Origin of the sequence: Rathayibacter sp. AY1D9 (genome assembly GCF_002932395.1) — a bacterium.
Classification (GTDB): Bacteria; Actinomycetota; Actinomycetes; order Actinomycetales; family Microbacteriaceae; genus Rathayibacter.
The window spans coordinates 1-23,507 of the sequence record NZ_PSVQ01000045.1; the positions used below are offsets into that span (position 1 = coordinate 1).

Here is a 23,507-nt window from a genome sequence, read left to right on the forward strand (position 1 = left end):
ACCACCCCCTTCGAAGGATCGCCGTGCCCGCCACTCGCACCCCCCTCCGCCTGACCGCCGTCGCCTCGCTCGGCCTCGCCGCGCTGCTGCTCACCGCCTGCTCGGGAGGAGCCGACGCCGGCTCCGAGGGCACGTCCGAGAGCAGCGCCGCCGAGAGCGGCGAGGGCTTCCCCGTCACCGTCGACCACGCCTTCGGCAGCACCACCGTCGAGTCGGCCGACCGCGTCGTCGCGACGAGCTGGACCAACCAGGACGTGGCGCTCGCGCTGGGCGTGACCCCGGTCGGCTTCACCCGCGCCTCCTACGGCGACGAGGACGGCGACGGCCTGCTGGTGTGGACGAAGGAGGCGCTCGACGCCTCCGGCGCCGAGACCCCGACCCTGTTCGACGAGACCGACGGCGTGCCCTTCGAGGCGATCTCGGACCTCAGCCCGACCGTGATCCTCTCGGCCTACTCCGGCATCACCCAGCAGGACTACGACACCCTCAGCCAGATCGCCCCCACCGTCGCCTACCCGGGCCTGCCCTGGGGCACGACCTGGCAGGACTCCGCGAAGCTCGACGGCGCCGCGCTGGGCCTCGAGGACGAGGCCGTCGCGAAGGTCGGCGAGATCGAGAGCGACATCACGCAGACCACCGCGTCCTACCCGCAGCTCGCGGGCACCACGTTCATGTACGGCTGGTACGACCCGACCGACGCGAGCACCTTCACCTACTACACGCCGAACGACGCGCGCGTGAAGTTCGTCGAGGACCTCGGACTCGACGTCGCCCCGAGCGTCGCCGAGCTCTCCGGCGACTCGGAGGCGTTCAGCGGCACCATCAGCTCGGAGAACGCCGACCAGCTCGACGCCGACGTGCTCGTCGTCTACGGCGACGACACGACCCTCGCCGCGCTGCAGGCCGACCCGCTGCTCTCCAAGATCCCGGCCGTCGAGCGGGGCTCCGTCTACGTGCTCGAGGACGGCTCCTCCGCCGCCATGGCCACCTCGTCGCCGAACCTGCTCAGCATCCCGTGGGTGCTCGACGAGTACGCCGCCGGCCTCGCCGCGGCCGCCGACAAGGTGTCGTGACCCGCACCGCACCCACCCGGAAGACGAGGGCGACCGCGCTGGCGGTCGCCCTCGTCGCGCTGGCCGTCGCCTCGGTCCTCTCGCTCGTGTACGGCTCCCGCGAGATCCCGCTCGGCGAGGTCTGGCCGGCGCTGACCTCGCCCGATCCGGCGTCCATCGTCGACGCGGCGGTGCAGGGGCGGGTGCCGCGGACGGTCCTCGCGATCCTGGTCGGCGCCGCGCTCGGGCTCGCCGGAGCCGTGATGCAGGGCCTGACCCGCAACCCGCTCGCCGATCCGGGCATCCTCGGCCTCAACTCGGGCGCCTCGCTCGCGGTCGTGCTCGGGATCGCCGGGGTCGGCGCGACGAGCCTGCCGCAGTTCATCTGGCTCGCGTTCCTCGGAGCCGCCGCCGCCGGGGCGTTCGTCTACGCGGTCGCGTCGCTCGGCCGCGAGGGCGCCACTCCGCTGAAGCTCGCCCTCGCCGGAGCCGCCACCGCCGCCGCGCTCACCTCCCTCATCAGCGCGGTCCTGCTCACCCAGGAGACCACGCTGAACCGCTTCCGCTTCTGGCAGGTCGGCGGAGTCGGCGGCGCCGAGACCGCGAGCATCCTGCAGGTCCTCCCGTTCCTCGCGGTCGGCGCGGTGCTGGCCCTCTCCAGCGCGCGAGGGCTCGACGCCCTGGCGCTCGGCGACGACCTGGCGACCGGCCTCGGCCGGCGCGTGGGGCGCATCCGCCTGGTCGCGGGGCTCGCGGCCGTGCTGCTCTGCGGCGCCGCGACCGCGATCGCCGGACCGATCGGATTCATCGGCCTGGTCGTCCCGCACCTCGCCCGCCGCGTCACCGGCCCCGCGCACGCCTGGCTGCTGCCCTCCTCCGCTCTGCTCGGCGCCCTGCTGCTGCTCGTCGCCGACGTGGTCGGCCGCGTGGTCGCCCGGCCGAGCGACGTCGAGGTGGGCATCGTGACCGCGCTGATCGGCGCCCCGGTGCTCATCGCGATCGTGCGCCGCTCGAAGGTGCGGGCGCTGTGAGGACCGCGGAGGCGCCCGCCGCGGTCGGCATCGCGGCCGGCCGCACGCTGCGCCGTCAACGCACGGTCATCGGCTGCGCGGTCCTCGCGGTGCTCGCGCTGGCGCTCGTCGTCGTCTCGCTCACGGTCGGCAGCACGGTCTACTCGGTGCCGGAGGTCGTCCGCGTGGTCCTCGGCGAGACCGTGCCGGGCGCCTCCTTCACCGTGGGCACGCTGCGGCTGCCGCGCACCATCACGGCCGTCCTGGTGGGCGTGGGCTTCGGGATGGGCGGCGTGATCTTCCAGACGATGCTGCGCAACGCCCTCGCCAGCCCCGACATCATCGGCATCACCTCGGGGGCGAGCGCGGCGGCCGTCGTCGCGATCGCGTTCTTCGGGCTCTCGGGAGGCGCGGTCTCGGTGATCGCGGTCGCGGCCGGGCTCGCGACGGCCCTGATCATCGCCGGGCTGGCCGAGGGCGGCGGAGTGATCGGGGCGCGGCTGATCCTCATCGGCATCGGCGTCGCGGCGATGTTCCAGAGCGTGATCGCCTACGTGCAGACCCGCGCCGACTTCGAGGACGTCCAGGAGTCGCTGCGCTGGCTGACCGGCAGCCTCAACTCGGCCGCCTGGCCCTCCGTCCCGCCGCTCGCGCTGACGATGCTCGTGCTGGTGCCGCTGGCCCTGCTGCTCTCGGGCCGGCTCGGCGTGCTGCAGCTCGGCGACGAGTCGGCGACCGCGCTCGGGCTCGACGTGCGGCGCAGCCGGCTGGCCCTGCTCGCGGTCGGAGTCGGCCTCGTGGCCGTCGCGACCGCCGCCACCGGCCCGATCGCGTTCGTCGCCTTCGTCTCGGGGCCGATCGCGCGGCGGATCCTGCCGAGCGCGCGCACGCTGCTGATCCCCTCCGCCCTGGTCGGCGCGGTCGTGGTGCTCGCCGCCGACCTGCTCGCCCAGTACGTCGTCGGCGCTCTGTTCTCGGGCGCGCGCTTCCCGGTCGGCGTCGTCACCGGCGCCCTCGGCGCGCCCTTCCTGCTCTGGCTCCTCGCCCGCCGCAACCGCTCCGGAGGCTCCCTGTGACCGACGCCCCGCCCACCCTCGCCGCCGACGCGGTCACCCTCGCCTACGACGAGCGCGTGGTGGTCGACGGGCTCTCGCTCGCCGTGCCGCCCGGCCGGATCACGGTGATCGTCGGCGCGAACGCCTGCGGCAAGTCGACGCTCCTGCGCGCGATGGCGCGGCTGATCACCCCGCGCTCGGGGAGCGTCCTGCTCGACGGGCGCGCGATCCACCGGCTCCCGACGCGCCAGGTCGCGCAGCAGGTGGGGCTGCTGCCGCAGACCCCGATCGCGCCGGAGGGGATCGCCGTCTCGGACCTGGTCGCCCGGGGCCGCTACCCGCACCGGGGCCTCTTCGGCCGCGGCTCCGGATCGGACGACGACGCGATCGTCGAGGAGGCGCTGCGCGACACCGGCACGCTCGAGCTCGCCGACCGCCCCGTGGACGAGCTCTCGGGCGGGCAGCGCCAGCGGGTGTGGATCGCGATGGCCCTCGCCCAGCGGACCGACGTGCTCCTCCTGGACGAGCCGACGACCTACCTCGACGTGTCGCACCAGGTCGAGGTGCTCGACCTGCTCACCGACCTCAACCGCTCGCGCGGGACGACGATCGTGATCGTGCTGCACGACCTCAACCTCGCCGCCCGCTACGCCGACCACCTCGTCGCCGTGCGCGACGGAGCCCTGTACGCCTCGGGCACGCCCGCCGAGGTGGTGACGCCGGAGACGGTGCGCGCGGTGTTCGGGATGGAGTCGCGCGTGATCGAGGACCCGGTCTCGCGGACGCCGCTGGTGCTGCCCATCGGGCGCCACCACTCGGGCTGAGCCCGGCCGTTCAGGGCCGAGCGGTCAGGGCCGGCCGGTCAGGCCGGGGCCGCGGCCAGGGAGGCGCCGTCGACGAGCGTGCAGCGGAGGAGCTGCTGCTCCCGTCGCGCGGGGTCGCCCTCGATGAGGATCTGCACGGCGCGGCGCCCCATGTCGCGCCGGGGCAGCTCGAAGCCGGCCTGCCAGCCGGTGCGGTCGGCCGATCCGGAAAGCGACACCAGCGACAGGTCGCCCGGCACCGCCACCCCCTCGGCCTCGGCGGCCTCCTGCAGGAGGACGAACTGCTCCTCCTGCTCGGCGAGGACGACCGTGACGCCCTCGGCGGCGATCCGGCGGATCCACTCCCGCGGCGACGCCTCCGGCCCCGGGACGAGGTGGAGGAAGCCGTCGCCGAGCTCGGCCCGCGCGCCGGCCATGCGGTCGGTGTACGACTCGACGCCCTCGCCGTGGCCGGCGTAGGCGAAGCGGGTGTGGCCGAGGGCGCGCGCGCAGGAGATCAGCTCGCGGACGATCGACGCGTAGTCGGCGGCCACGTAGGGCACGGGCCCGCCGGCGTCGTCGCGGCGGCCGATGCTGACGAAGGAGAAGCCGCTCGCGTTGAGGAACTCGAGCTCCTCGCGGGGCATGCGCTGCCCGAGGAGGATGCAGGAGTCGGCCAGGCGCAGCCGGGTGGTGCCGCCGCTGAGGCCGCCGCGACGGCCGCCGACGCGACCGCTGGTCAGCAGGAGGAGGTCGATGTCGCGGTTCTGCGCCTCCTCCTCGATGCCGGCGAGGAACGGATGGAAGAAGTCCTCGCGGTCGAGCGGGAACAGGCTCTCGTAGGTGTAGACGCCGATCATGCCGGTGCCGACCTGCTTGAGGCGGCGCGCGATGGGGTCGGCGACGTACCCCGTCTCCTGGATCGCCTTGAGGATCCGCGCCCGCGTCGCCTCCGGGACCCGGGCGAGCTGCTCGCCCTTGTCGTTGAGCACGAACGACACCGTCGTCTGGCTGACTCCCGCGAGACGCGCGATGTCCTTCTGCGTGATCCGCGGCACCCGGACACCCCCGCTTCATCCTGGTAATAGGTATTACGTCTTGACCTCAGGCTACCGATGACGAAGGATCGCCGTACGCCCATCCGGGGCGAGAGAGGGCGGAACGTCGACGATGATGAATCCCGCAGACCCAGACAACCAGACCACGGCCTCCCCGAGGCCCGATCGGCAGCACAAGCCCGATCAGCAGCCCGAGCACGATCCGCAGCGCAGGCCCGACAACTCGCGCCGCCTCTTCCTCGCCGGGGGCGCCGCCGCCCTCGCCGGCGCGGCAGGGGCCGTCGGCGCCGCCACTCCGGCCGCCGCCGCTCCCCCGGCCGACGCTCCCGGGCAGAAGAAGCGCCTGAGCGTCACCGAGGGGCCGATCTCGCCGCTCGACAAGGAGTTCCGCTGGGACGACCGCGCCGGCGCCGACAACACCCGCGCGGTGCAGGCGGCCATCGACAAGGCGATGACCGCTCCGGGCGGCGAGGTGTCGCTGCCCGCCGGCGAGATCCGGGTGACGGGCCTCGCGGTCGACTACCGCGGCTACCCGGTGCAGCCCGAGAACGGGCCGCCCTACGGCTACGCCGGGCCGAAGATCGTCGGCGCCGGCATGCGCCAGACGAGGATCGTCCAGATCGAGGGCTCGACCCGTGACATCTTCACCGTCTCCGGCCAGACCGGCGACGCGGCCGGCCCCGCCAACAACAACAAGGCCACCGGCGTCGTCCTCGCCGACTTCGAGATGACGGGCACGCCCTCCGGCGGCCACGGGATGTCGCTGCGCTCGCTGGTCAACTGCGAGTTCCGCAACCTGTGGATCCAGAAGACCGGCAAGTCGGGCATCTTCCGCGAGCGCGCCACCTTCGTCTCGGGCGTCGACGACGAGTACTCGTACGCCAACTCCTGGAACAAGATCAAGATCGTCGCCCCCGCCGGCTGGGGCGTGGAGGACTCGGGCCAGGCCTCCATCGGCGGCTCGATGACCAACGTCGAGGCGATCAGCCCCGGCCTCGGCGGCTTCCTCCTCGCGCCGACGAACATGACGCTGCTCGACTGCCAGGCCATCGGCGGCACGGTCGGCCTCCGGTCGATCCGCAATGAGAACCGGCGCTCGGTCAACTCCGGCCTGACCCTGATCAACTTCCGCTCGGAGGGCTCCCGCGACGGCTGGGAGGTGCTGATCGAGGCCGGCACGAGCCACATGATCGTGAACCCGAACTTCTTCCCGACCTCGGGCGCGAACTGCCTCGGCGTCGGCCTGACGAACGGCGGAGCGGACTTCGAGGTGCGCAACCTCACCGTCCTCGGCGGCTTCTACGGGCTCAGCCTCGGCCGCTTCCCGCAGCAGAAGGCGATCGTGCTGGGCAGCGACTCCTCGCAGACGCGCCTCGTGAACCCGTTCATCGAGCGCGGCGCCGCGGGAGTGGACGAGGGCTCGCTGATCGTCGACGACGGACGCCTGACCTCGTTCGAGCTCGGCCGCGGCCGGGTGGAGCGCGCGGCCGGCTACACCACGGTCGCCCGCGCCCCCGAGACCATCCCGACCCCTCCGGCCGGACAGGTCAACGAGGGCTGGGAGCGCTCCGGCGACACCTGGCGGAAGGTGGCCGTCTTCCCCGACGGGCACCGCGTCGTCATCGCCTCCTGACCCCGGGCGGCGGCGCCCTCCGCGCCGCCGCCCTCCCCCCACTGCACACGGAACGAGCACCAGAACGCATGCATGACGACAGCACCCGCATCGAAGCCCGCATCGCCCGCTTCCGCGCCGAGAGCCTCCGGCCGGCGATCCACCGGGCGGTCGAGCCGCTCGGGATCGAGTCGTGGACCGCTCCGGGCGAGCCGGTCCCCTTCGACCAGGCGCGGGCCGCGTCCTACGCGCCCGCCCGCATCGGGGAGCCGTGGGGCGCCCCCTGGGGCACCGTGTGGTTCCACGTGCGCGGCGAGATCCCCGCCTCCTGGGTCGGCGTCGACGGCTGCGAGCCCGAGCTCGTCGTCGACCTCGGCTACACCGGCGCCCAGTCCGGCTTCGAGGCGGAGGGGCTCGTCTTCACCGCGACCGGCACGGTCGTGAAGGCCGTCGAGCCGTTCAACCAGTCGGTCCCGCTCGACCGGCTGCCCGGCCGCGAGGCGGGCGACCGCACGGTCGAGCTCTACATCGAGGCCGCCGCCAACCCGAACATCACCGGCGACTGGTCCTTCACCCCCACGGCGCTCGGCGGCCGCCCCGCCGACGGCGCCCTGCCGTCCGACCCGCTCTACCGCCTCCGCCGTCTCGAGCTCGGGCTGCTCGACCGAGAGGTCTGGGAGCTGGAGCAGGACATGGCCGTGCTCGTCGGGCTGATCGGGCAGCTGCCCGAGTCCTCCCAGCGCCGCGCCGAGATCGTCCGCGCCCTCGACCGCGCCGTCGACGTCCTCGATCCGGACGACGTGTCCGGCACCGCCGGCGCGGGCCGGGAGGCGCTGCAGACGGTCCTCGAGCGCCCCGCCTCGGCGAGCGCGCACCACCTGCACGCCGTCGGCCACGCCCACATCGACTCCGCCTGGCTCTGGCCCGCCCGCGAGACCGCCCGCAAGGTGGCCCGCACCTTCTCGAACGTCTGCGATCTGATCGAGCGCGAGGAGGGCTTCGTCTTCGCCGCCTCCTCCGCGCAGCAGTACGCGTGGCTGAAGCGCGACCACCCGGAGCTGTTCGAGCGCGTCCGCGGCCACGTGCTCGCGGGCCGCTTCGTGCCGGTCGGCGGGATGTGGGTCGAGTCGGACACGAACATGCCCGGCGGCGAGGCGCTCGTGCGCCAGCTGCTCGAGGGCAAGCGCTTCTTCCTCGACGAGTTCGGGATCGACACGGAGGAGGTCTGGCTCCCGGACTCCTTCGGCTACTCCGCCGCGCTGCCGCAGATCATCGCCGGAGCGGGCGGGCGCTGGTTCCTCACGCAGAAGATCTCGTGGAACGAGACCAACACGATGCCCCACCACACCTTCTGGTGGGAGGGCATCGACGGCACCCGCGTGTTCACGCACTTCCCGCCCGTCGACCTCTACAACTCCGACCTCTCCGGCGAGGACCTCGCCCGAGCCGAGCGCCAGTACGCCGAGAAGGGCAGCGGCACCATGTCGCTCGTGCCCTTCGGCTACGGCGACGGCGGAGGAGGCCCCAACCGCGAGATGATCGCGGCCGCCCGCCGCACGCGCAGCCTCGAGGGCTCGCCGACCGTCGAGCTGTCCACGCCCCGCCGCTTCTTCGAGGAGGCGCAGGCCGAGTACCCGGACGCGCCCACCTGGTCGGGCGAGCTCTACCTCGAGTTCCACCGCGGCACCTACACGTCGCAGGCGCGCACCAAGCAGGGCAACCGCCGCAGCGAGCACCTGCTCCGCGAGATCGAGCTGTGGGCGACCACGGCCCTCGTCCGCGCCGGGGTCCCGTACCCGGCCGACGAGCTGCGCGAGATGTGGCGGACGGTCCTCCTGCAGCAGTTCCACGACATCCTGCCCGGCACCTCCATCGCCTGGGTGCACCGCGAGGCGGAGGAGAACTACGCCCGCATCGCGCAGCGGATCGAGGAGATGATCGCCGAGGCCGTCCGGGCCCTCGCCGGCGAGGGCTCCGCGGAGCTGCTGGTGAACTCCTCCCCCTTCGCCGTCGGGGGCGTGCCGGCGCTCGGCGCCGCCGCGGCCGACCCCGCCGCGGAGCACTCGGCCCCGACGCTCCGCTCCGACGGCGACGCCCACGTGCTCGACAACGGGCTCGTCCGGGTGCGGATCGGCGCCTCCGGGCTCCTCGAGTCGGTCGTGGACCTCGCGAGCGGCCGGGAGGTCGTGCCCGCCGGCGCCGCCGCGGGGCTCCTCCAGCTCCACCGCGACACCCCGAACAAGTGGGACGCCTGGGACCTCGACGACAACTACCGCCGCACGGTGGAGGACCTCGTCGGCGTCGACTCGGTCCGCGCCGGCACCGTGAGCGACCCGCTCGGCCGCGAGGTGCCGGCGGTCGTGATCACCCGCTCGTTCGGCGGCTCCACGGTCGTGCAGACCGTCTCGCTGCAGATCGGCCGGGCGGCCGTCGACCTCGACCTCGACATCGACTGGCACGAGCGCCGCAAGCTGCTCAAGCTCGCCTTCCCGCTCGACCTGCTCTCGGACCGGGCGACGTCCGAGATCCAGTTCGGCCACGTGCACCGCCCGACCCACGTGAACACGACGTGGGACGCCGCCCGCTTCGAGACCGTCGCGCACCGCTGGGTGCACGTCGGCGAGCCGGGCTTCGGCGTCGCGGTCGTCAACGACTCCACCTACGGGCACGACATCACCCGCGACCGCGCCGCGGCCGGCACCCCGACGACCACGGTCCGGCTCTCGCTCCTGCGCGCGCCGCTGTTCCCCGACCCGGACGCCGACCAGGGCCGCCACCGCCTCGCCGTCTCGCTCGTGGTCGGCGCCGAGCTGCCCGACGCCGTCGAGGCCGGCTACGCGCTGAACACCCCGGTCCGCAGGCTCACCGGCGCCGCGCCCGTCGCTCCCCTGGTGTCGATCGACGACCCCTCGGTGATCGTCGAGGCCGTGAAGGCGGCGGACGACGGGAGCGGCGACGTGATCGTGCGGCTCTACGAGTCGCTCGGCCGCCGCGCCGCAGCGACCCTCCGCGCCGCCTTCGCCGTCCGGGCGGTCACCCGCACCGACCTGATGGAGCGTCCCGCCGAGCAGGTCCGCATCGAGAGCTCCGTCGAGGCGGAGTCGGCCGACGTGCGCCTCGAGCTGCGTCCGTTCGAGATCGCGACGGTGCGCCTGGCGCGCTGAGCGCGAGGGGACGAGGGGCGGGAGCAGGCCGGGTCGGCTTGCTCCTGCCCCTGCGTCATGTGGTCTGCTCGATGCACACCGTCCCGATCGGAGAGGTCCCTCATGCAGTCGTTCCCCGCCCCGCCCCGCCAGGTGCAGATCGGCGACGCCGCCGCGTTCGCCGGCGTCACTCCGCGGGCGATCCGCCACTACCACCGGCTCGGCCTGCTCCCCGAGCGCGAGCGGGGCGGAGACGGCCGCAGGCGCTACGGCTACGACGACATCATCCGGCTGCTCTGGATCCGCCGCCTGGCCGACGCCGGGGTCGCGCTCGAGGACATCCGGGACGCCTTCGCCGTCGCAGCCCCGGCCGGCGCCGAGGACAGCGCCGACCGCGAGGACGAGGTCGCGGGCGTCCTCGCGCGGCTGGACGCCGCGCTCGCCGCGCAGGAGGAGGAGCTGCAGCGGAAGCGGGCCTCGGTCCGGCGCATGCGGACCCTCGGCGGCCGGCTGGGGCTGCTCGACGACATCGTCTCGCGCCGCCTCGAGGGCGCACCCGAGGGCTCGCTGCGCCAGGCCGACCTCGACACCCTGCTGGTCACCGAGCGGATGTTCGGCCCGCTGGGCGCCGTCTCCCAGGCCGGCCGCTTCGTGGTCCTGGCCGCCGATCCGGCGCTGCGGGCGGAGGCCGACCGCGTCGACGCCGCCGAGGAGGCCCTCGACGACACGGTCGCCGAGGACGACCCCCGGGTGGAGCAGGTGGCGCGGGAGCGGCACGCCTTCGAGGCCCGGCTGATGCGCGTCGTCGAGGAGTCCGGCCAGCTCGAGGAGGACGAGGCGATCTTCGACGCGTGGGACGAGGCGCACCCGCCCGAGGACCCCGCGCCGGCCCCCGATCCCGCACAGGGCTCCCGCGCCCGGAGCGCCGGCGAGATCATCCGGAGCCTGCCCTACGACGTCTCGCCGGCCCGCCTGCGCGCCATGGACCTGGCGATGCGGCTCGGGATGGAGGAGGCGCCGACGTCCTGAGACGCGGCGTCACGCCTGCGCGGTCACCCGAGGACCTCCCGCAGCACCTCCAGCGCCCGCTCGCGGTCGCCGACCCCGCCGCCCTCGTGCCCGCTGTACGGCCACACGTCGATCGACGTCTCGCCGCCGGAGACGTTGTGGGAGGCGAAGACCGTCGAGGGCGGGCAGATCGGGTCCATCAGGCCGACCGAGCGGTGCACCCGGCAGCGCAGGCGCCGCGAGAAGTGGACGCCGTCGACGTAGGAGAGGGTCCGCTCGACGGCGTCGAGGTCCTCGGGGCGGGTCGCCAGGTAGCGGGCGATCTCCACGTAGGGCGCCTCGTTCGTGATGGTCGTCGCGCGCAGGACGTCGGAGAGGAAGGGCACCAGGGCGATCGCGGCGCGCACCCGGGGGCGCAGCGCCGCCGCGGCGGTCGCGAGCGCTCCGCCCTGGCTGCCGCCGAAGACCGACACGCGGTCCGGGTCCAGCCCGGGGAGCGCCTCCACGGCGTCGACGGCGAGCGCCGCGTCCGCGATCAGGCGCCGGTAGTAGTACGTCTCGGGCGACTCGATGCCGCTCGTCGTGACCCCGGGGTACGCGGGTCCGCTGCCGTGGGGGTCGGGGGTGGCTCCGGAGCGGGCGAGGCGTCCGGCTCCCTGGCCTCGCGCGTCGACGACCAGGTGCGCGTACCCGGCGGCGGCGATCCAGAGGTGCTCGATCGGACGGCCCCGTCCGCTGCCGTACCCGGGGTACTCGATCACCACGGGGAGCGGGGCGCCCGGGTCCGCTGCGGGGGTCACCAGCCAGGCGGCGATCGGCTCGCCCGCGAAGCCGGGGAACCGCACGTCCCGCACCCGCACCAGCGGGAGGCCCGCGTCGACCGGCGCGGCGCTCACGGCGGGGCCGCCCTCCCGCCCGAGCGCGAGGGTGGCCCGCCAGAAGGCGTCGAAGTCGTCGGGCTCCGCGACCTCCGCACGGAACTCGCGGAGGGCGGCGAGGGGGCGATCCGTGAACACCGGGTCAGCCTTTCAGACCGGAGTGCGCGAGCCCTTCCACGAACTGCCGCTGAGCGAGGAGGAACACGGCCAGCACGGGCACGACCGTCATCGTCGCCGCGGCGAGCTGCACGTCCCACATCTCCCCGCCGTAGGCGTCGGTGAAGCGGGTGAGCGCCTGGGGCAGGGTGAAGAGCTCGGGTGAGGTCAGGTAGACCGTCGGCTCGAGGTACATGTTCCAGGACCCGAGGAAGGTCAGGATCGCGACGGCCGACAGCGCGGGCTTGGACAGCGGCAGGAAGATGCGCCGCCAGATCCCGAAGCGGCCGAGGCCGTCCAGGCGCGCGGCCTCCTCGAGCTCGCCGGGCATCGCGATGAAGTACTGCCGCATGATGAACGTGCCCAGCACCGCCGGCGCTCCGACCATCGGCACCAGCAGCAGCGGCACGTGGGTGTCGATGAAGCCGAGCTGCCGGAAGATCTGGAACAGCGGGATGATCGTCACCTCCGTCGGCACCAGCAGGCCGGTCAGGACGACGAGGAACACCGCGTTGCGTCCCGGGAACGGGATCCGGGCGAAGGCGTAGCCGGCCAGGCTCGACACCAGCAGCGTCACCACGGTGACCGTGACCGCGATGTAGAGGCTGTTCCAGTACTGGAGCGCGAACGGCTGGAACCGGAACGCCTCGGCGTAGCCCGCCAGGCTCGGCGAGTCCGGCAGCAGGGTCGGCGGGTTCGAGAAGATCTCGTTCACCGGCTTGAACGACGAGGCGATCATCCAGAACGTCGGCACCGCGAACGGCAGCACGAGCAGGATCAGCGTCACGACGAGCAGGGCGGTCATGAGCGGGCTGCGGCCGCGGCGGCGCTTGACGGGCGGCTCCGGGACGGCTTCGAGGCGTGGCGTGAGCGGGGTCCCCTGCTCGACGACGGCGTCAGTTCTCATAGAAGACCCATTTCCTGCGCAGCTGCCACTGCACGACCGTGAGGATCAGGACGAAGAGGAGCAGCATCAGCGAGAGCGTCGCGCCGTAGCCGATGTCGCTGAACTCGAAGGCCTGTTGGAACACGTAGTAGACGAGCACTGTCGTCGACAGCTCCGGCCCGCCCTCGGTCAGGACGGCGACCTGCGCGAACGCCTGCAGCGAGCCGACGATCGTGAGGATGGCGGTGAGGAGCAGGGTGGGCGAGATGAGCGGGAGCGTGATCCGGAAGAAGATCGCGCGGGGGCTCGCGCCGTCCAGGCGGGCCGCCTCGTAGAGGTCGCCCGGCACTCCCTGCAGCGCGGCGAGGAAGAGCACCATGTTGACGCCGACGCTGCGGATGACCTGCGTGACGATGACGCTCGCCATCGCGGTGGGTCCCTCCTGGAGCCAGTTCGGCCCGTCGAGGCCGACCAGCGAGAGCAGGCCGTTGATCGCGCCGTTGTCCTGGAGGAGGAAGCCCCAGACGAGGGTCCAGGCGACCACCGAGATGACGACAGGCGAGAAGAAGAGCGTGCGGAACAGGGCGCCGCCCGGGATCCTCCGGTTGAGCAGCACGGCCAGGCCCAGCCCGAGGGCGAGGTTCAGGACGACCACTCCCCCGGAGAAGACCGCGGTCGTGCCGAGCACCGCGCCGATGCTCGGGTCGTTGATCGCCCGCTCGTAGTTCTCGCCGCCCACGAAGGTCATGGAGCCGGTGAAGACGTTCCACTCGTTGAGGCTGAACCAGACCGCGAGCCCGACGGGCAGCAGCACGAACACGATCACACCGAGCAGCTGGGGCGCGATGAAGAGCCAGCCGGCGAGCGCGTCGCGGCGCCGGAGGTTCCAGTAGGCGCCGGCGGGAGCGGATCGGCGGCTGTCCGTCGAGGTCGCGGTCACGGGATCACTTCCCCTGGAGGACGGGCGCGATGGCGTCGCAGACGCCTCCGAGCACCTCGGCGACGTCGGCGTCGGCCGACCACATGCGGTCCAGCGCCGTCTTGCCGACCGAGGTGATCTCGGCGGGGCTCGTCACCGGAGGGGTGGCGGACACGTCGGCGAGCTCGTCGACCACGACGCGGTCGAGCTGCTCGGCGCTGAGGCGGGTGTTGACCTTCGCCAGCTCCTCACCGGACAGCAGCGACTCGCGGGGCGGCGGGAAGAACTGCGCGAGCTTGGCGGAGTTCTCCGGGTTGGTCATGAACGAGAGGAAGCCGGTCGCCTCCTCCACGTGGTCGCCGCCTGCGAGCGCGGCCATGCCGGCCTGGCCGATGTTGCCGTACTCGCCGGCGGGGCCGACGGGCAGCGGGTAGATCTCGAACGGGAACGAGCCGTCGAGCAGGCTCGCCCGCGAGACCTGCGCGGTCGTGAACGCGGCGTCGCCGGCGAAGAAGTCCGCCGTCACGCCGGGTCCGGGGGTCGCGCCGCTGACGTAGACCGAGTCGTGGAAGAACTGGAACGCCTCCACCATCTCGGGCGAGTCCATCGTGCACTGGGTCCCGTCGTCGCTCCACGGCTGGGCTCCCCAGCCCGCCCAGAGGTTCGCGAGGCTCAGCCAGCCCGAGAAGTCGAAGTCGCGGATGATGTAGCCGGCCTTGCCGGTCGACTCGTTGACGGCCGCGCCGATGCGGTCGACGTCCTCCCAGCTGAGCGTCGCGGGGTCGACGGTCTGCCCGGCCTGCGCGATGAGGTCCTGGTTCACGTACAGCGCGAACGGCGAGTTGGAGAACGGGTACGCGTAGAGCTCGCCGTCCTGGCTGAACGACTGCGCCACGCTGGGCAGGATGTCGTCGTACTCGTAGCCCTCGGTCCCCTCGAAGGTCTCGGTCAGCGGAGCGAGCGCTCCGGCGTCGATCAGGTCCTTCGCGATGTCGCCGACCCAGGCGAGGTCGGGGGCGTTGCCGCCCGCGGCCTGCGTGGTCAGGGTCGAGTTGTAGTCCGCGAACGGGAGGGACTCGAAGGTCACGGACTCGATCTCGGGGTGGTCGGCGATGTACTCGTCGGCCATCGAGTCGAACAGGGCGAGCTGCTTCTCGTCGGAGGTCCAGACGGACATCCTCAGAGCGACGGGTGCTGAGTCGTCCCCGCCGCCGGCGGCGCCGCAGCCCGAGAGGGCGGCGATCACTCCGACTGCGGCGAGCGAGGCCATCAGCTTCTTCGCTGGTCTCATCGTCTCTCTTTCTCCAATGGTCTTCTCGGTGTTCCCGGTCAGTACCCGACGACGTCGGGCCAGTGGGTCTCTACGCCGCGCGACTCGAGCCTCGCCTGCAGGCGGGCGACGAGGGCGGGGTCGGCGGCGATCTCGTGGGGCGACAGGTCCTCGGCGAGGGCGAGGGCCGCCAGCTCGCCGACGGCCTCGCCGATGTTCCACTCCACGGGGTGGAGGCGGTACGCGCCGTTGGTGATGTGCGTCGTCCCGATGTTCTTGCCCCCGGGCAGCAGGTTCGTCGGGGTGCGCGGCACGAGGGCGCCGAGCGGGATCTCGAACGGCGAGCACTCCACGTCAAGGTAGTTGTCGCCTCCGGTGGTCGGGTGCAGGTCGATCCGGTACATGCCCACGCCGACGGAGTCGTCGAAGCGGGCGGGGCTCCCCGTCCCGCGGGCGGCGACGGAGACGTCCTGCTCGCGCACCGTGGTGAGCGCGCGGATCCGGCGGGACTCGCGGATGTAGGGGGCCTGCGCGAGGCCGTCGGCGGTGCCCATCACGTCGCCGCGGAGCCGGAGCCCGGGCCAGCCGCGGCCGCCGTCGGGCCGGGGCGCCTCGGTCTGGAGCCAGTAGAAGTACGACAGCGAGAGCGCGCGGGCGCCGGCGAGGTGCTTCTCCGGCTCCGGCACGTCGAGGATCGAGCTGTCGAGGTAGTCGAGCATCGGCCAGTTCGCGAGCACGATGTCGCTGTCGAGCGCGCCCGGCCGGAGGGTCTCGGTCGCGAGGATCCGGCGGAACATCCAGAGGTCGGTGTCCCCGCCCTGCGCGCGCTGGTCCGCGGTGCGGGTGTCGCCCACGGCGTTCACGTGCATCGTGCGGGTCTCGGGGCGCAGCGTCCTCGGGTTCGGCGCGGTGAAGGAGAGGAGCTTCCCGCCCCAGAACGGCACCTCGTACTCGTGCCAGTAGTCGTAGTCGGCCGGGCGCTCGATGGTGTGGTCGCCGTCCGCGCTGTCGAAGCCGAAGCACCAGGTGACGGCCTGCACGTTCATCGGGTCGGCGACGGCGGGAGCGCTGGGCTCGCCGTGCTCGTCGCGCGACTCGGACCCCGTGACGTAGTCGACCTCCGCGAGGGGGAGCAGCTCCCCCGTCTCGGTCGCGTCGATCACGTACCGTCCGGAGACGGCGAGCTCCTCGCCCGAGACCGCGTCGCGCAGCAGGACGCGCTCGATCCGGCCCGGGCCGCCGTCGACGGCGAAGGGGACGACGCCGGTGACGACGCGGATCGCTCCGCTCGAGCGGTAGGGGGCGAGCATCTCGTCGAGCACGGCGACGGCGACGCGGGGCTCGGCGCAGAGCCGGCTCACGAGTCCGCGGCCGGGGTTCAGGCGGTCGTCGCGCATCGCCTCGGCGGTGAGGGGGTAGTTGCGGCGGTAGTAGCCGCGGATGCCGTCCCGGAGGCGCCGGTAGTCGGCGGTGACGCCGAACTGCTCGACCCAGGTGTGCTCGTCCGGCGGGACGCCCTGCGAGGTGAGCTGACCGCCCAGCCACGGGTACTGCTCGGTCAGCACGACCGAGAGGCCGTTGCGGGCGAGGGCGATCGCCGCGGCCACTCCTCCGAGTCCGCCGCCGATCACGGCGACATCTGCTTGCATCGGGGTCACGCGTCCGCCTCGTCCTCGTCGACAGTCTGGGTCATCGGCGTACTACCCACGGGTAATACGTATTGCCGATTGATTAGACCGTAACGCACGAGTGTCCGGTTGGCAACGGTCTCCACCGTTACGAGCGACGCCGCGGCGACCCGCGGGCGTCCTCAACCGGAAGTGGGCCGGATGTCAGGGCTCGGTGGCATGCTCGACCCCGAGCGCGGCCGGCGGGCGGCGGCGCGGAGCGGAGCAGCATGATCGGGTTGGATCTCACCGGGCGCACGGCCCTCGTCACGGGGTCGGGGCAGGGCATCGGGCTGGCCATCGCGACGACGCTCGCGGAGGCGGGCGCCGAGGTGATCGTGAACGCCCGCTCCGAGCGGTCGATCCGCCGGGCGATCGAGGCCGTCGGCGCGGCGGTGCCGGAGGCGCGGGTGCGCGGAGTCGCGGCCGACGTGTCGACGGAGAAGGGCACGGCCTCCCTCCTGCGCGCGGCCGCCGACGTGGACGTGCTCGTCAACAACCTCGGGATCTTCGGCTCCGCCGATGCGCTCTCCATCGACGACGACGAGTGGCGCCGCTACTTCGAGGTCAACGTGCTCACCGGCGTGCGCCTCACCCGCGCCTACCTCCCCGGGATGATGGAGCGCGAGTGGGGCCGCGTCCTCTACATCGGCAGCGACTCCGCCGTCGTCACGCCCGCCGAGATGATCCACTACGGAGTGTCGAAGACCGCGCTGCTGGGCGTCTCGCGCGGCTTCGCCAAGGCCGCCGCCGGCACCGGGGTGACGGTGAACAGCGTGCTCGCCGGGCCGACCCACACGGGCGGCGTCGAGGACTTCGTCTACGAGCTGGTCGACCGCGAGCTCCCGTGGGAGGAGGCGCAGCGCGAGTTCATGCGCCTGCATCGGCCGCAGTCGCTGCTGAAGCGCCTCATCGAGCCGGAGGAGATCGCCCACATGGTGGCGTACCTCGCCTCCCCGCTCGCCTCGGCCACCACGGGCGCCGCCGTGCGCGTCGACGGCGGCTACATCGACTCGATCGTGCCGTAGCGCGCGCTCCCGGGGCTTCCCGGGGCGCCGGCCGTCAGCGCGGAGGGGCGACAGAGCCGCCGGGGCGCCACGGGCCGCCGATGCGCTCCTGGAGGAGCGGCGCCGCCGGGTCGGCGAGGCGGGCGAGCAGCGCCTCCACTCCGCGGCGGCCGAGCTCGCGGCCGGGCGCGACGAGCAGGTCGAGCGCCGGGTCGGCCAGGTCGGCGACGTCGGGGTCGGAGGCGAGCAGGACGATCGAGAGGTCCTCGGGCACGCGCAGCCCGCGGTGCCGCACCTCGTGCGCGAACCCGACGGCGGCGCCCCCGTTGACGATCACCACGGCGGTCGCGGAGGCGGGGTCGAACGAGCGGGCGAGGGTGCGGCCACCGGCGGGCGACTCCTCGCAGCGCAGCAGCACGCCCTCGACGCCGCGGGCCGCGCAGGCGAGCGCGAACGCCTCCTGGGTGCGCGCGTAGGGGCCGAAGTCGGCCGCGGCGTCGCGGTCCGGGCCGAGCACGAGCGCCACCCGCGCGTGCCCCAGGCCGGCGAGCCGGCCGAGCGCCTCCTCGACCATCCCCTCGAAGTCGATGTCGACCCAGTCGAGGGCGGACGGGTCGCGGGTGCGCCCGATGAGGGCGAAGGGCGTGCCGGAGTCCCGCAGGACCGGCACGCGCTCGTCCTCGCTGGTGACCTGCATCAGCACGACGCCGTCGATCAGGCCGTCGGCGCGCAGGTCGGCGAGGCGGTCGGAGCCGCCGACCGTCGGCCACAGGACGATCGAGTGGTCCTGCTCCGCCGCGGCCTCGGCGGCTCCGAGCAGGAACGAGGTGGCGGTGTTGAGCGGCCGGCTCGACACGAGCGGATAGACGACCGCGACGATCCCCGAGCGGCGCCGCGCGAGGGCGCGGGCCAGGGCGTGCGGCCGGAAGCCGAGCTCGTGCATCGCCGCCCGCACCCGCTCGCGGGTCTCGGGCGAGACGGGCTTGGTGTCGTTGACCACGAACGAGACCGTCGCGATCGAGACCCCCGCGAGGCGCGCGACATCCCTCATCGTGGCCACCGCGCCTCCTCCGCTCGCGCCGCCCGGCCGTGGTTGACGCGGGGCGGACGCCTCCCGCATCCTAGGAGACGCGGCCGGTAAAGCGGTTAACCCCTGTCGGGCCGCCCACTGCCGCACCGTCTCCACCGTCGAAGAAGGAACACCGTGACCACACCCTCCTCCCCCGTCCGCGTCCTCGTCTGGGGCGAGAACCGCCATGAGCAGATCGAGGAGAAGGTCCGCGCGATCTACCCCGACGGCATGCACAGCACGATCGCCGACGGCATCCGCGAGAACCTCGGCGAGCGCGCCACCGTCTCCACCACCACGCTCGACGAGCCCGAGCACGGCCTCACCGAGGACGTCCTCGACGCCACCGATGTGCTCGTCTGGTGGGGCCACATGGCTCACGGCGACGTCTCCGACGAGATCGTCGAGCGCGTCCAGCGCCACGTCCTCTCGGGCATGGGCCTCGTCGTCCTGCACTCCGGCCACTGGTCAAAGATCTTCGGCAAGCTCATGGGCACCACCTGCACGCTGCGCTGGCGCTCGGAGCAGGACCGCGAGCTGGTCTGGACCGTCGACCCCACGCACCCCATCGCCCAGGGGATCCCGCACCCCTTCCTGATCCCGCAGCAGGAGATGTACGGCGAGTTCTTCGACGTGCCGGCGCCCGACGAGCTCGTGTTCCTCTCGACCTTCACGGGCGGCGAGGTCTTCCGCTCCGGCATGACCTGGAAGCGCGGCCACGGGCGCATCTTCTTCTTCTCCCCCGGCGACCAGGACTACCCCGTCTACCACCAGGCCGAGGTGCGCCGCGTGATCGCGAACGGCGTCGAGTGGGTGCGCTCCTCGCGCCCCGAGCGCCGCCTCCCGGTGCTGCAGCGCTACGAGACCGAGGACTTCCACAACGGCCAGGACTACGAGGGAGCGCTCGTCCGATGACGGTCCGCCTCGTCCAGGTCGGCGCCGGCGCGATGGGCCGCGCCTGGATCCGCACCATCCGCGACTCCCCGGACGCCGAGCTCGTCGGCCTGGTCGACCTCGACGTCGACCTCGCCACGGCTGCCGCGGAGGAGGAGGGGGTCGGCCCGGTCGCCGTCGGCACCTCCGTCGCCGAGGTCGCCGCGCGCTCCGGCGCCGACGCCGTGGTCAACGTGACCGTGCCGCGGGCGCACCTGCCCGTCAGCTCGGAGGCGCTGTTCGCCGGGCTGCCCGTGCTCTCCGAGAAGCCGATCGCGCCGACCATCGCCGAGGCGCTGGTGCTCGCGGCGACGGCCGAGGCCTCGGGCCGGCTCCTGATGACCAGCCAGTCGCGCCGCTACTACGCGGCGATCACCGCCTTCCGCGAGCAGATCGCCGGGCTCGGGCAGCTGGGGACCGCCTCCGTGCACTTCGCGAAGGCGCCCCGCTTCGGCGGCTTCCGCGACGAGATGGACCACGTGCTCCTGGTCGACATGGCGATCCACGCCTTCGACGCGGCGCGGTACCTGCTCGACAGCGACCCGGTCGCGGTCTACTGCGAGGAGTACAACCCGGGCTGGAGCTGGTACGCCGACGGAGCCGCGGCGAGCGCCGTGTTCGAGTTCGCCGGCGGAGTGCGCTTCAGCTACACCGGCAGCTGGTGCGCCGACGGCCTCGAGACCTCGTGGAACGGCGACTGGCGCGTGAACGGGGCCGGCGGCACCGCGCACTGGGACGGCGACGGCGCTCCGGAGTGGCAGTCGCGCGAGTCGGAGGCGGTGCGGACCGCCGCGCTCGAGCCCGTGCCCGAGGAGATCGCGGGCTCGCTCGCGGAGTTCGTGCGGGTGCTGGGCTCGGGGGCGGTGCCCTCGGGCGAGGTGCACTCGAACGTGCGGAGCCTCGCGATGGTGGAGGCGGCGGTCCGCTCCTCCGAGACGGGTGCGCGGGTGCGGCTCGACGACGTGCTGGAGGAGGGGTACGCGGAGGCGCTGACGCTCGCGCGCGACGAGCGAGTCCGCGCGGCCCTCGGCTCCTGGGGCTCGGCCGCGGAGGGCCTCGCGCGCTGACCACGCCGCCTGGCGGATCTCGAGGCGTCCGTGCCGGCGTCTCGAGACCCCCGCCGGTCGCGGCTCCGCCACCGCGCGTTCGCCGGGCGGACACCTGCGGGCGGCGGGGCGTTCACCGGGGGCGGCCAGCGTGGGCGGGTTCCTTCGAAGCCGCTCAGGAGACCCGTGTCCTCTCGTCACACCCGCACCCGCACCCGCACCGCCGCCCTCGCCCTCACCGTCACCCTCGCCGGCTGCACCCTCGGAGCCGCGGCCCTGCCCGCCTCCGCCGCGGGCGACTCCTTCTTCACCCGCATCGCCACGGTGCCGGCCTACCTCAACGCGGCCGACCCGTCCGCCGACTCCGCCGTCGCCGAGATCTCGAGCGCGTCGCCCGACGGCCGCCTGGTCTACTCGACGGACTCCGCCGGGCAGCGCATCAACGTCCTCGACATCTCGGACCCCGACGCCCCCGAGCCGCGCGGCGGCGTCGGCGTGGGCGGCGAGCCGACCTCGGTCTACGCGACCGGCGAGTACGTCCTCGCGGTGGTCGACACGAGCGACGGCGACTTCGCGAACCCCTCCGGCCACGTCAGCGTGCTGCACGCCGACGACCTCGCGCCCGTCGCGAGCATCGAGCTCGGCGGCCAGCCCGACTCCATCGACGTCACCACCGACGGCTCGACCGCGGTCATCGCGATCGAGAACCAGCGCGACGAGGACCTCGCCCCCGAGGGCGGCGAGGAGGGCGACCTCCCGCAGGCGCCCGCCGGGGAGCTCGTGGTGATGGACCTCGCGGGCGACCCCTCCGCCTGGGTGCCGGAGCACGTCGACCTCACCGGTCTCGCCGGCCTCGACACCCCGTCGGACCCGGAGCCCGAGTACGTCTCGATCAACCCGGCCGACACGGCCGTCGCCGTGACGCTGCAGGAGAACAACGCCGTCGCGATCGTCGACCTGGCCACCCGCTCCGTCACCGCCTCGTACACCGCGGGCACCGCATCCGTCAGCGGCATCGATACGCTCGACGACGACTCGATCTCGCTGACCGGCTCGATCACCGACGTCCCGCGCGAGCCCGACGCGGTCGGCTGGGTCGGCGACGACCACGTCGCGATCGCGAACGAGGGCGACTGGAAGGGCGGCACGCGCGGCTGGTCGATCCTCGACGCCGCGACCGGGGCCGTGCAGTGGGACGCCGGGAACTCGTTCGACCACCTCGCGGTGCGCCTCGGGCTCTACCCGGACAAGCGCTCCGACGCGAAGGGCTCCGAGCCCGAGGGCCTGCTCTCGGCCACCTTCGACGGCGTCCCCTACGTGTTCGTCGGCGCCGAGCGGGCGAACTTCGTGGCCGTCTACGACGTGTCGGAGCCGACCGCGCCGCGCTTCGTGCAGGCGCTGCCGTCGACGCCCGGCCCGGAGGGGCTGCTCGCCCTGCCCGAGCGCGACCTGCTGGTCGTCTCGAGCGAGACCGACGACGCCGAGGCCGCCGTCCGCGCGAGCGTGCAGCTCTACGCGCTCGGCGCCTCCGCCCCCGCGTTCCCGACCGTGCTGTCGGCCGACGTCGACGGATCGCCGCTGCCCTGGGGCGCGCTCTCGGGCCTCTCGACCGATCCGGCGGCGCCCGACCGCCTGTACGCGGTGAGCGACAGCGCCTACGCGCCGAGCACCCTCCACTCGATCGACACCTCCGTCTCGCCGGCGCTGCTCGACACGACGCTCACGGTGACCGAGGGCGGCGAGCCCGCCGCTCTGGATCTGGAGGGGATCGCCGCCCGCGTCGACGGCGGCTTCTGGGCCGTGACGGAGGGCGGGACAGGCGACGGCAACGCGCTCCTGCGACTCGACGCGGACGCCGCGGTGACCGAGCGGATCGCCCTGCCCGCGGAGCTCGCCTCCGCGCTGGGCAAGCAGGGCTTCGAGGGAGTGACCGTCGAGGACGGCGCCGCCGGTGAGATCGTCTGGACGGCGCTGCAGCGCGAGGCCTCGATCGACGCCGACGGAGTGGTCCGGATCGGGCGCTACGACGTCGCCGCCGACAGCTGGAGCTTCTTCGGCTACCCGCTGGAGGCCGTGTCCGGGGCGGACGGCGACTGGAACGGGCTCTCGGAGATCACGCTCACCCCGGCGGGCACGCTCGCGGTGATCGAGCGCGACAAGCTCAACGGGCCGGACGCCGCGCTGAAGGCCGTGTACACGGTGCCGCTGCCGACGGAGGCGGGCGCGGCGGTCGGCGAGACGCTGCCGATGCTCGAGAAGACCCTCGCGGTCGACGTGCTGCCCGCGCTGCAGGCCGGGAACGGCTGGACACAGGAGAAGCTCGAGGGCCTCGGCATCACCGGCTCCGGCGAGGTGTTCGCGGTGACCGACAACGACGGCGTGGACGACGCGAACGGCGAGACGGTGCTCGCGTCGCTCGGCTCCGCGGAGTCCGTGTTCGGGGCGAGGACGGTGCCGACCCCGGGACCGACTGTCGAGCCGACGGCGGCGCCGACGGCTGAGCCGACCACGGCGCCGACCGCGCAGCCCACTGCGCACCCCACGGCCGAGCCGACCCGCACGTCGGCTCCTGCTCCGGCCGGCGCCGTTCCTCCGCGGACCGGCTCGGGACTCGCGAGCACCGGCGTCGAGACGGGCTGGACCGCCGCGGCGGCCCTCGCCCTGCTCGCCGGCGGAGCGCTCGCGCTCGGAGTGACGCGCCGCCGCCGCGACGCGCACTGACGGACGCCGACGGCCCGGGGGACAGTGTCCTCCGGGCCGTCGGCGTTCCCCCGCGCAAGCGGGGCGGGTGGTCGGGTGTCAGCTTCCGGTGGGGGCGTCCTCGGTGTCGGGAGCGGTGCTCTCGGAGGGCGCCTGCGGGGCGACGGGCGCGTCGGCCGGCGGCGTCGGCGCGGAGCCGTCGGCGGGCGGGGTCGGCGCATCCGTCGGCGGCGTC

18 protein-coding genes are annotated in these 23,507 nt (G+C 73.5%); 11 read left to right on the forward strand and 7 right to left on the reverse strand.

What is annotated here, in order from left to right; translation table 11 throughout:
- Nucleotides 1-23: 23 nt before the first annotated feature.
- The 4 genes from C5C50_RS14800 to C5C50_RS14815 are packed head-to-tail and all read left to right on the forward strand — an operon-like array spanning nt 24 to nt 3,941.
- Nucleotides 24-1,073 (forward strand): iron-siderophore ABC transporter substrate-binding protein, encoded by a 1,050-nt coding sequence (locus C5C50_RS14800; protein ID WP_104273798.1) that lies wholly within the window; start codon nt 24-26, stop codon nt 1,071-1,073.
- Nucleotides 1,070-2,083 carry an iron ABC transporter permease gene (locus C5C50_RS14805; protein ID WP_104224306.1) on the forward strand — a complete coding sequence of 338 codons (1,014 nt, stop codon included), beginning with the start codon at nt 1,070-1,072 and terminating at the stop codon, nt 2,081-2,083. The genes C5C50_RS14800 and C5C50_RS14805 overlap by 4 nt, the downstream gene beginning before the upstream one ends.
- Nucleotides 2,080-3,138: an iron chelate uptake ABC transporter family permease subunit gene (locus tag C5C50_RS14810; RefSeq protein ID WP_104273799.1), complete on the forward strand. Its 1,059-nt coding sequence runs from the start codon at nt 2,080-2,082 to the stop codon at nt 3,136-3,138. The genes C5C50_RS14805 and C5C50_RS14810 overlap by 4 nt, the downstream gene beginning before the upstream one ends.
- On the forward strand, nt 3,135-3,941 hold the full coding sequence (locus C5C50_RS14815; RefSeq protein ID WP_104224308.1) for an ABC transporter ATP-binding protein: 807 nt from the start codon (nt 3,135-3,137) through the stop codon (nt 3,939-3,941). Before C5C50_RS14810 ends, C5C50_RS14815 begins: the two co-directional genes overlap by 4 nt.
- Before the next feature lie 38 nt (nt 3,942-3,979).
- Here C5C50_RS14815 and C5C50_RS14820 read toward each other — a convergent pair whose 3' ends face one another.
- Nucleotides 3,980-4,978 (reverse strand): LacI family DNA-binding transcriptional regulator, encoded by a 999-nt coding sequence (locus tag C5C50_RS14820; protein ID WP_104227154.1) that lies wholly within the window; start codon nt 4,976-4,978, stop codon nt 3,980-3,982.
- A 115-nt stretch (nt 4,979-5,093) separates the two neighbouring features.
- Between C5C50_RS14820 and C5C50_RS14825 the strand changes: the two genes are divergently transcribed.
- From C5C50_RS14825 to C5C50_RS14835, 3 genes are all read left to right on the forward strand, one after another.
- On the forward strand, nt 5,094-6,611 hold the full coding sequence (locus C5C50_RS14825; protein WP_146085914.1) for a hypothetical protein: 1,518 nt from the start codon (nt 5,094-5,096) through the stop codon (nt 6,609-6,611).
- Between the two features lie 68 nt (nt 6,612-6,679).
- Complete coding sequence (locus C5C50_RS14830) at nt 6,680-9,754, forward strand: glycoside hydrolase family 38 C-terminal domain-containing protein (RefSeq protein WP_104273801.1); 3,075 nt, start codon at nt 6,680-6,682, stop codon at nt 9,752-9,754.
- A 102-nt stretch (nt 9,755-9,856) separates the two neighbouring features.
- Complete coding sequence (locus C5C50_RS14835; RefSeq protein WP_104273802.1) at nt 9,857-10,762, forward strand: MerR family transcriptional regulator; 906 nt, start codon at nt 9,857-9,859, stop codon at nt 10,760-10,762.
- Nucleotides 10,763-10,785: 23 nt separating this feature from the next.
- Here C5C50_RS14835 and C5C50_RS14840 read toward each other — a convergent pair whose 3' ends face one another.
- The 5 genes from C5C50_RS14840 to C5C50_RS14860 are packed head-to-tail and all read right to left on the reverse strand — an operon-like array spanning nt 10,786 to nt 16,499.
- A complete protein-coding gene (locus C5C50_RS14840; protein WP_104273803.1) occupies nt 10,786-11,757 on the reverse strand; it encodes an acetylxylan esterase in 972 nt (323 codons plus the stop codon).
- Nucleotides 11,758-11,761: 4 nt separating this feature from the next.
- Nucleotides 11,762-12,682 (reverse strand): carbohydrate ABC transporter permease, encoded by a 921-nt coding sequence (locus C5C50_RS14845; RefSeq protein ID WP_244229554.1) that lies wholly within the window; start codon nt 12,680-12,682, stop codon nt 11,762-11,764.
- Nucleotides 12,672-13,601 carry a carbohydrate ABC transporter permease gene (locus tag C5C50_RS14850; RefSeq protein WP_104234014.1) on the reverse strand — a complete coding sequence of 310 codons (930 nt, stop codon included), beginning with the start codon at nt 13,599-13,601 and terminating at the stop codon, nt 12,672-12,674. Before C5C50_RS14850 ends, C5C50_RS14845 begins: the two co-directional genes overlap by 11 nt.
- Nucleotides 13,602-13,605: 4 nt before the next feature.
- Nucleotides 13,606-14,871 carry a sugar ABC transporter substrate-binding protein gene (locus C5C50_RS14855; protein ID WP_104224315.1) on the reverse strand — a complete coding sequence of 422 codons (1,266 nt, stop codon included), beginning with the start codon at nt 14,869-14,871 and terminating at the stop codon, nt 13,606-13,608.
- 38 nt (nt 14,872-14,909) lie between these two features.
- Nucleotides 14,910-16,499 carry an FAD-dependent oxidoreductase gene (locus C5C50_RS14860; protein ID WP_104263304.1) on the reverse strand — a complete coding sequence of 530 codons (1,590 nt, stop codon included), beginning with the start codon at nt 16,497-16,499 and terminating at the stop codon, nt 14,910-14,912.
- A 251-nt stretch (nt 16,500-16,750) separates the two neighbouring features.
- Between C5C50_RS14860 and C5C50_RS14865 the strand changes: the two genes are divergently transcribed.
- On the forward strand, nt 16,751-17,545 hold the full coding sequence (locus C5C50_RS14865) for an SDR family NAD(P)-dependent oxidoreductase (protein WP_104238803.1): 795 nt from the start codon (nt 16,751-16,753) through the stop codon (nt 17,543-17,545).
- 34 nt (nt 17,546-17,579) lie between these two features.
- Here C5C50_RS14865 and C5C50_RS16750 read toward each other — a convergent pair whose 3' ends face one another.
- Complete coding sequence (locus C5C50_RS16750) at nt 17,580-18,575, reverse strand: LacI family DNA-binding transcriptional regulator (RefSeq protein WP_258063691.1); 996 nt, start codon at nt 18,573-18,575, stop codon at nt 17,580-17,582.
- Between the two features lie 153 nt (nt 18,576-18,728).
- Between C5C50_RS16750 and C5C50_RS14885 the strand changes: the two genes are divergently transcribed.
- The 3 genes from C5C50_RS14885 (at nt 18,729) to C5C50_RS14895 (ending at nt 23,293) form a co-directional block, all read left to right on the forward strand.
- A complete protein-coding gene (locus C5C50_RS14885) occupies nt 18,729-19,508 on the forward strand; it encodes a ThuA domain-containing protein (protein WP_104224317.1) in 780 nt (259 codons plus the stop codon).
- Nucleotides 19,505-20,593 (forward strand): Gfo/Idh/MocA family protein, encoded by a 1,089-nt coding sequence (locus tag C5C50_RS14890; RefSeq protein ID WP_104273805.1) that lies wholly within the window; start codon nt 19,505-19,507, stop codon nt 20,591-20,593. Before C5C50_RS14885 ends, C5C50_RS14890 begins: the two co-directional genes overlap by 4 nt.
- 165 nt (nt 20,594-20,758) lie before the next feature.
- Nucleotides 20,759-23,293: an esterase-like activity of phytase family protein gene (locus tag C5C50_RS14895; protein ID WP_104273806.1), complete on the forward strand. Its 2,535-nt coding sequence runs from the start codon at nt 20,759-20,761 to the stop codon at nt 23,291-23,293.
- Nucleotides 23,294-23,507 lie beyond the last annotated feature (214 nt).

Bases quoted from the DNA above. Each gene is read 5' to 3' on its own strand.
- C5C50_RS16750 (WP_258063691.1), bottom strand. From the start codon at position 18,575: ATGAGGGATGTCGCGCGCCTCGCGGGGGTCTCGATCGCGACGGTCTCG.
- C5C50_RS14860 (WP_104263304.1), bottom strand. From the start codon at position 16,499: ATGCAAGCAGATGTCGCCGTGATCGGCGGCGGACTCGGAGGAGTGGCC.
- C5C50_RS14830 (WP_104273801.1), top strand. From the start codon at position 6,680: ATGCATGACGACAGCACCCGCATCGAAGCCCGCATCGCCCGCTTCCGC.
- C5C50_RS14835 (WP_104273802.1), top strand. From the start codon at position 9,857: ATGCAGTCGTTCCCCGCCCCGCCCCGCCAGGTGCAGATCGGCGACGCC.
- C5C50_RS14845 (WP_244229554.1), bottom strand. From the start codon at position 12,682: ATGAGAACTGACGCCGTCGTCGAGCAGGGGACCCCGCTCACGCCACGC.
- C5C50_RS14855 (WP_104224315.1), bottom strand. From the start codon at position 14,871: ATGAGACCAGCGAAGAAGCTGATGGCCTCGCTCGCCGCAGTCGGAGTG.
- C5C50_RS14890 (WP_104273805.1), top strand. From the start codon at position 19,505: ATGACGGTCCGCCTCGTCCAGGTCGGCGCCGGCGCGATGGGCCGCGCC.
- C5C50_RS14825 (WP_146085914.1), top strand. From the start codon at position 5,094: ATGAATCCCGCAGACCCAGACAACCAGACCACGGCCTCCCCGAGGCCC.